At 40.1% G+C, this 6,761-nt stretch carries 7 protein-coding genes; 4 read left to right on the top strand and 3 right to left on the bottom strand.

All coding sequences use genetic code 11. From position 1 onward, the window contains the following. Positions 1-161: 161 nt before the first annotated feature. From K1X56_14510 to K1X56_14520, 3 genes are all read right to left on the bottom strand, one after another. Positions 162-383 (bottom strand): DUF2795 domain-containing protein, encoded by a 222-nt coding sequence (locus K1X56_14510; GenBank protein MBX7095931.1) that lies wholly within the window; start codon positions 381-383, stop codon positions 162-164. Positions 384-513: 130 nt separating this feature from the next. Next, positions 514-1,062, bottom strand: coding sequence for a cob(I)yrinic acid a,c-diamide adenosyltransferase (locus tag K1X56_14515; protein ID MBX7095932.1), 549 nt, complete (start codon positions 1,060-1,062; stop codon positions 514-516). Positions 1,063-1,112: 50 nt separating this feature from the next. Next, entirely contained in the window at positions 1,113-1,898 is a 786-nt protein-coding gene (locus tag K1X56_14520) for a class I SAM-dependent methyltransferase (protein MBX7095933.1), read from the bottom strand. 13 nt (positions 1,899-1,911) lie between these two features. Between K1X56_14520 and K1X56_14525 the strand changes: the two genes are divergently transcribed. The 4 genes from K1X56_14525 to K1X56_14540 form a co-directional block, all read left to right on the top strand. Continuing rightward, on the top strand, positions 1,912-2,970 hold the full coding sequence (locus K1X56_14525; protein MBX7095934.1) for an isoaspartyl peptidase/L-asparaginase: 1,059 nt from the start codon (positions 1,912-1,914) through the stop codon (positions 2,968-2,970). A gap of 29 nt (positions 2,971-2,999) precedes the next feature. After that, the gene (locus tag K1X56_14530; protein MBX7095935.1) at positions 3,000-4,433 is read left to right on the top strand and encodes an SLC13 family permease; all 1,434 of its coding nucleotides are present in this window, start codon (positions 3,000-3,002) and stop codon (positions 4,431-4,433) included. Positions 4,434-4,483: 50 nt separating this feature from the next. Further along, positions 4,484-4,864: a hypothetical protein gene (locus K1X56_14535; GenBank protein MBX7095936.1), complete on the top strand. Its 381-nt coding sequence runs from the start codon at positions 4,484-4,486 to the stop codon at positions 4,862-4,864. Positions 4,865-4,926: 62 nt separating this feature from the next. Next, on the top strand, positions 4,927-6,761 hold a 1,835-nt coding region (locus K1X56_14540; GenBank protein MBX7095937.1), incomplete at its 3' end, for an efflux RND transporter permease subunit.

Here is a 6,761-nt window from a genome sequence, read left to right on the forward strand (position 1 = left end):
CGCAGGTATTGAATACGCGAAAATTTAAAATCACCGATAAAGGTGTTATCAAACAAACATCCGGCGATCCCATTGCATTCCGGTGGATGGGTAAATCCTATGGTTTATAAAACGACAAAAGGCTGTTCATTGAACAGCCTTTTTTGTTGTTGATCTTTCAATCAATACTCGTCTTCGTTAAAGAAGAAATCCTCTTTGGATGGATAGTCGGGCCAAATCTCCTCAATGCTTTCATAAATTTCCCCTTCATCTTCCATCTCCTGTAGGTTTTCCACGACTTCCATCGGGGCTCCTGCGCGTAGGGCATAATCGATCAGCTCATCGCGTGTTGCAGGCCATGGAGCGTCTTCCAGATAAGATGCTAATTCAAGAGTCCAGTACATAATTGCTCCTTTCTTGTTGATTTTTGAAAACTTACGCGAAAATATATTTTTTGTTATACAAACAGCCCGAAAAAAAACAGGGACTTATAATCATATAAATCCCTGATTAGTAGTTTAATCTATAGTTTTTTCACATTCTTGGGCTCCAGGGACTTTCCTCTGCATGGTTATCCAGGCTCAATTTTCGTGATAAAACGAAAAGATAATCGGAAAGTCGGTTGAGGTATTGGAGCACAATGGCGGGTACTTCTTCGTGTTGCGAAAGCTCTACGCCAATCCGTTCGGCCCTACGGCAGACGCATCTCGCCACGTGTGAAAAAGATACGGAGGGATGTCCGCCGGGAAGAACAAATGATTTCATTGGCTCCAGACTTTCTTCCATTTTGTCAATACCAATTTCCAGAAATTCAATATCTGTATCTTTCAATTCAGGAATTTTCATTTTCGATTTCCCGGGTTCACTGGCAAGAATGGCACCAATGGTGAAAAGACGATCCTGAATTTCGAGCAGCGTGCTTTTATGTGTTCCGGCACTGTCGTGATCGCGCAAAACGCCAATCCAGGAATTTAATTCATCCACCGTGCCATAGGCTTCAATACGCAGATTCGATTTTAAAACGCGCGATCCCCCAATGAGAGAGGTTTGTCCTTTATCGCCGGTTTTCGTGTAAATTTTCATACGGTTGAAATTGTTGATGCAAAATAAAATTAATTCCAGAGGAACTGAAATCAGAACTGAATAACATAATGTTCCTTTTTCGATTCTTTACGGAAGAATACTATGCCTTGAAAAAATAAATCGATGGATAAACTCACACGCTCATCCTGAATGATTTCATTCCATGCTTTTTCCATTTCTTCCGACCAATGGATATCATCAAAAACAATAAAAGTGTCGTTTTGTTGTACTTCGGCAACCTGATTAAAATAACGCATCGTAGGTTCGTATTGGTGGTTGCCGTCAATAATCACCATTCCGGGATGCCCGATTTGTTTTAAAACGATAGTTAATTGCTCATCGAAATTCCCCTCTATGGCACGAATGTTTTCACCACCGTGGTGATGGAAAAGCTGCATGGCATAGTGATGAATGGCAGGACTTCCTTCTATGGTATAAACTGGAATGGAAGTATGTGCAGAGGATAAATACAGTGTTGTAATGCCCAATGAAGTTCCGAGTTCAATTACATTTTCCGGTTTCATACGCATCACCAAACGGTGCATTAATTGGGCTTGTTTCCGGGGCATCAGGGAGTTTTTTGCTATGGAAGAAATTTTTCGTTGCGATTGTTTCATCTTTTTACTTCCCGCACCGAGATCTACCACATCAATTTCTTTGTGATCGCGGAGGAGTTGGTGACGAATCTCTTCTATTTTATCATAGGCATAATAATTCCCTTTGTCGCGCAATACTTCTTCAATAAAAGCGAACAAAAACGGAGAGTGAACGGCATAGCGGGTTTTTGCCGTAAATCGGTACTTGATGTATTTCCAAAAAAGTATTAAGTTTCGCAAAAGATTCAATTTAATGAGAATGCTTATCCTGTTGCCTTTTGCAATAATACTAAGTAATTGCGCATTGGCACAGCAAAACAAAAAGAAGATGGAAAATCCGGTTATTTTGGTGATTCATGGCGGAGCAGGTACAATACTGAAAGAGAATATGTCGCCCGAAAAAGAAAAAGCCTACACCGATAAACTCAGCGAAGCGTTGCGTGAAGGATATAAGGTCTTGCAGGACAGTGGTACTTCTCTTCAAGCGGTGCAAGCTGCCATTATGGTGATGGAGGATAGTCCGCTGTTTAATGCAGGAAAAGGATCGGTGTTTACCAATGACGAAAAAATTGAAATGGATGCTGCCATTATGAATGGCGAAAATTTAAAGGCGGGTGCGGTTACCGGTGTTCGCACAGTGAAAAATCCGATAAAGGCGGCCTATGCGGTGATGACCCATAGCGAACATGTAATGCTCGTTGGTGAAGGAGCGGATGTTTTTGCTGGAAAAAACGGATGCGAAATAGTAGATACGTCGTATTTTTTCGATCAGAACAGATTTAATCAATTACAGAAAGTAAAAGAACAGGAAAAAGCGGTATTGGACCACGATGGCGAACATGGAATGCATGTAGATAGTTCGGCCATTGAATTTAATGTCGATTTAAATCCCGATAAAAAATATGGCACGGTGGGAGCAGTGGCATTGGATGTGTATGGAAATCTTGCTGCAGGGACATCTACTGGTGGAATGACCAATAAGCGTTACGGCAGAGTAGGAGATGCACCCATTATTGGAGCAGGCACTTATGCGAATAACACAACATGCGCCATTTCCTGCACCGGACACGGCGAATTTTTTATTCGTAATGTGGTGGCCTATGATGTTTCTGCATTGATGGAATACAAAAATTATTCATTGCAAAAAGCAGCTCATTATGTGGTGCAGGAAAAACTCGAATCACAAGGTGGAAAAGGTGGATTGATTGGCCTGGATAAACATGGAAACTATGTAATGGAATTTAATACTCCGGGAATGTATCGCGGAGTTATTCGTAAGGATGGAACCATAGAAGTGGGGATTTACAAATGAGAAATCCATTGATCAAAAAAATATTTTTATTGCTTGGTCCAATCCTCGCATTGCTGGTATATGGATTAATGACTTCCAATGGAAGTGATTCGCTACCCTCTAAAGCCGCTGCATTATTGGTATGGATGGCTGTTTGGTGGGTAAGTGAAGCTGTTAATCTTTATGTCACCTCACTTTTGCCCATTATCTTTTTACCACTCACCGGTGTGATGAAAATGGAAGATGTTGCACCAAATTATATGAATGAGGTCATCTTTCTTTTCATAGGCGGATTTTTATTTGCTTACGCATTGGAAAAATGGAATTTGCATAACAGAATTGCGCTGAATATTATTTTAAAGACGGGTAAAACACCATCCTCGGTTTTGTTCGGCGTTATGTTTTCTGCTTATTTTATTTCCATGTGGATTAACAATACGGCAACAACAGCCATGTTGATTCCCGCTGTGCTGGCTATTTCCGGACAAATCAGTAAAGAAGATAACGAGCATGGCATTGCAGCTCCATTGCTCATCGGATTAGCCTTTTCAGCTTCCATAGGCGGAATGGCGACATTTATCGGAACGGCGCCCAATATGATTTTTCTGAAAGAATATACAGCCGCATTTCCCGATGGAACACCAATAAGTTTTGCCAGCTGGATGGCCTTTGGTGTACCGGTTAGTTTTTTATTGTTTCTCGGATGCTTTTATGTTTTAAAATGGCAATACCGAAAATTATTCACTTCGCAGAATATTGATTTATCCCAGTGTAAAAAAGATCTGGAAAATTTGGGTCCACTTCGCTATGAAGAAAAATGGATGATCTTCTTTTTTGTTTTATCCTTTTTAGGATGGTTCTTTTTAAAAGAAATAAAAATCGGATCGCTGGTTATTCCTTCCTGGACCAACATCTTTTCTTTACCACCGAAAATGGTGACGGAATCGACCGTTGCCATGTTCATCGTTTTTGTTTTGTTTTTTATTCCTTCAAAAAATAAAGCTGATCGATTAATTACCTGGAAAGAAGTGAAAAAATTGCCTGTTGGAATTATTTTTCTATTTGGTGGCGGATTTGCATTGTCCAAAGCCGTTGATGTAACTGAGTTGGATTTATCGATGGCCTCATTACTCTCCAATTGGGCATCAATTTCGCCATGGTTGCTGGTCTTATTACTGGTTATTTTCATGACTGTCCTTTCCGAATTCGCCTCTAATACGGCATCACTTCAGTTGGTTTTTCCGGTTTTGGTTACTTTCGTTGGACATTTATCTGCCGATCCACTTGTTGTTCTTATTCCTGTTACACTTGCTGCTTCTTGCGGGTTTATGTTACCAATTGCTACACCACCGAATACCATTGTTTTCGGAAGTGAAAAGATTACCAGTTCACAAATGATTCGTGCAGGTTTTTGGGTGGATATTTTGGGAATTACAATCATCACTCTTATCTCCATGACTCTGTTGCAGTGGATGTTAGGCTAAATGTGATTTTTGTCGCTTTTTACTTATTCAATTTCTCCTATATTTGTTTTGTGAATATATTCCTCAGGATATTTCTTTTTGTAGCAAGTTCCATTGTGTTGTTGCACAATCTACTTCCGCATAATCACCATTATGAGGAGAAGGAAATGACCGTTATTCATGAATTTGAAACGGATCAGGATGATATTCTCGATCCATTTTGGTTAGCTTTCCACAATGATGCAGGTTCTAATCTGGAGCATATTTTACCATCTACTCCTGCGGTTCATTTAGATTTTACACCGGAAAATATTTTGCTTCCGGATTTCAATTTTCACCTTGCTTTTCCTCTTGTTGAAAAAAGTGTAACTGCTCAAACAGTTTATAAAGCATTTTATTTCAACCCTTATTTTTGGGAATCCTCTACACTTCGCGGTCCCCCCGCTTGTTGATTTTTTGTCCTCCGGTATTCCGGAATGAATCAACTCATTCAATCAATCATTAATTATTTTTTATGTTCGAAAAGATCATTTCTTTTTCGATTCGCAATACGTTAATTGTCTTTATCATGGTGCTGGCATTAATCATTGCCGGTGTATGGTCGCTACAACATATTGCAATCGATGCTGTACCTGATATTACCAATAATCAGGTACAGGTAGTAACAACTTCACCCACACTCGCTCCCCAGGAAATTGAACAGGTCATCACCTTTCCGCTGGAAAGTAAACTGATGAATTTGCCGGGAGTTGAAGAGGTGAGGTCCATTTCCCGCTTCGGATTATCGGTGGTTACCGTTGTATTCGAAGAACATGTTCCCACCTTACAGGCACGCCAGTTGGTGAAGGAACAAATCGATGCTGCAGCTGCAGATATTCCATCTACATTAGGTAGTCCGGAACTTATGCCGATTACTACCGGACTGGGTGAAATTTACCAATATGTTTTGCGCGTAAAGCCCGGATATGAGCATTTGTACGACGATATGGAATTGCGTACCATTCAGGACTGGATTGTAAAACGTCAGCTTGCAGGAACAAAAGGGATTATTGAAATCAGTTCATTTGGCGGTAGAGTAAAACAATATGAAGTTTCTGTAGATCCTAAATTATTACGTCAGAATAATGTAAGCATTTCCGATGTATTCGACGCATTGGAAAAAAACAATGAAAACAGCGGTGGTAGTTATGTAGAGCGAAACCAATATGCGTATTATATCCGAAGCGAAGGTCGTGTACGGACGAAAGAGGATATTGAAAATATCGTTATTCGTAAATCCGGAAATGTTCCTCTGTTGATCCGCGATGTAGCCAAAGTAAATCTTGGTTCGCCTAACCGTTATGGAGCAATGACCATGGATGGTAAAGGAGAAGTGGTAGGAGGAATTACCCTGATGTTAAAAGGTGCGAATTCTTCTTATGCTATACGGAATGTACATGAAAGGGTAAAGAAAATCGCATCATCCTTGCCGGAAGGAATTGAAATTTATCCCTATATGGATCGCTCTGTATTGGTTGCTAAAACCAGTTCTACCGTTACAAAAAATCTGATTGAGGGTGGACTCATTGTCATTTTCGTTTTAGTTGTGCTACTCGGGAATTTTCGCGCAGGATTTATTGTGGCTTCTGTTATTCCACTCGCTATGCTGTTTGCATTGATCCTGATGTATGCTTTTGGTGTATCGGCTAATTTGATGTCGCTCGGTGCAATCGATTTCGGTATTGTGGTGGACGGAGCAGTTATTATTGTAGAAAGTGTACTGCATGTATTGCATGAAAATTATGCCGGTAAAAAATTATCGAAAGATGAAATGGGTGATGTAGTAAATAAATCTTCTCACCAGATCATTCAAAGTGCAGCATTTGGCGTCCTGATTATTTTGATTGTTTTTGTACCGATCATGACGCTTACCGGCATAGAAGGAAAGATGTTTAAACCAATGGCGCAAACAGTGAGTTTCGCGTTAATGGGTGCTTTGATTTTGAGTCTTACTTATGTACCAATGATGTCATCGCTGTTCTTAAAGCGACATATACATAATCACGTTTCAATTAGCGACCGGATTGTGAATTTCTTCAAACGGATTTATACTCCGGTTTTATCCAAAGCACTTCAATTTCCTAAAACCATATTGATGTTGGCCTTTTCCGGTTTCACAGCAGCGTTAATCCTTTTTAGTTTTATGGGTGGAGAATTTATTCCAACCCTCGAGGAAGGAGATTTGGCAATGCAAATGACCCTTAAGCCTGGAAGTTCCTTACAGGAGAGTATTCGTGCAACCAATATGGCCGAAAAAATTCTTCTTGAAAATTTCCCTGAAGTAAAACATGTGGTCGCAAAAATTGGAAC

The sequence above is a fragment of the Flavobacteriales bacterium genome (assembly GCA_019694795.1).
In the GTDB taxonomy this organism is placed as follows: Bacteria; Bacteroidota; Bacteroidia; order Flavobacteriales_D; family UBA2798; genus UBA2798.

What these genes read in the sequence shown, in the direction of transcription:
- K1X56_14515 (MBX7095932.1), bottom strand. Translation starts at nt 1,062, where the DNA reads ATGAAAATTTACACGAAAACCGGCGATAAAGGACAAACCTCTCTCATT.
- K1X56_14510 (MBX7095931.1), bottom strand. Translation starts at nt 383, where the DNA reads ATGTACTGGACTCTTGAATTAGCATCTTATCTGGAAGACGCTCCATGG.
- K1X56_14525 (MBX7095934.1), top strand. Translation starts at nt 1,912, where the DNA reads ATGAGAATGCTTATCCTGTTGCCTTTTGCAATAATACTAAGTAATTGC.